Genomic DNA, 996 nt, shown 5'->3' on the forward strand with positions numbered 1-996 from the left:
AGTGGATGGTGTTGCCGGCGTTGTCGGCGATATCCGTCAACCGGTGTGCAGCGTCGTAGTTGAAGCGGGTGAACGCGCCATCAGGCTGCGTCACCTGCTTGACCAGACCAGTCGGCCAGTAGTCGATCGCGGTGATGCGATCGTCGCTCTCGCTGCTGTCGTCGGTTCCGCGCACCTTGCTGGCGGTCAGCCAGCCGCGCGGGTGGTAGGTGTAGTCGGTGACCACGCCATTGGCGTCCTTCGCTGACAGCACGCGGCCGGCGCCGTCGTAGGCCAGGTACTCGGTGACCTGACCCAGCGCATTGGTCGCCTTCCACAGGTCGCCCTTGCGGTGTGGGCAGGTGGTCGGGGAGGTGGCGCAGGTGCTGTCGTCGGTGGAGTAGTAGGTGAAGCGGGTGATGTCGTTGACGTCGGTACGCGCGCCGTCGACCGTCTTGGGCAGGCCCAGGATCGGGCAGGTGCTGTCGGTCGCAGCCACGTCCGCCGCTTCGCAATAGCTGTAGGTAACACTGCGCTGCTTGCTTGAAGCCGTGTCGCTGCTCGTCATCTGCACCGGCTGCAGGCGATCGTTATAGCTGTAGGACACGGTGCGCCCGCCGGTCTGCACCGACAGCAGGCGATTGCTGCCAGCCGCCGTCCGCGTCGTCGTCGTGCGCTCCTGCGGTTGCCCAACCGCCTCGCGTACGGTGTGGATGTTCACCGCAACACCGTTCTCGGTCGCTTCGGCGTAGCTGTGCTGGGTCTGGATACCACGGCGATCGGTGACGCTGCTCAGCCGGCGGCGGAAGTCGCTGGACTGATCGTTGTAGCTGTACTGCAGCGTGCCGTCGGTCCTGGCGACGGTGGCGACCTTCGGCGAGGCACCACCCGCCTCGGTCATCGTGTAATCGTTGATATCGCCCAGCGCATCGGTGACGCGAGTGCCGACAGCCGAGTACGCCAGGGTGATGCCGTCGATGCCACCGGCGTGCTGGCTGGAGATCGCACGGCCGACCT

1 pseudogene is annotated in these 996 nt (G+C 66.0%); it reads right to left on the reverse strand.

The features are described from left to right. A pseudogene (locus D180_RS06700) lies at positions 1 to 996 on the reverse strand (RHS repeat protein); the annotation flags it as partial.

It is taken from the genome of Xanthomonas sp. SHU 166, from assembly GCF_000364685.1.
GTDB lineage: Bacteria > Pseudomonadota > Gammaproteobacteria > Xanthomonadales > Xanthomonadaceae > Xanthomonas_A > Xanthomonas_A sontii.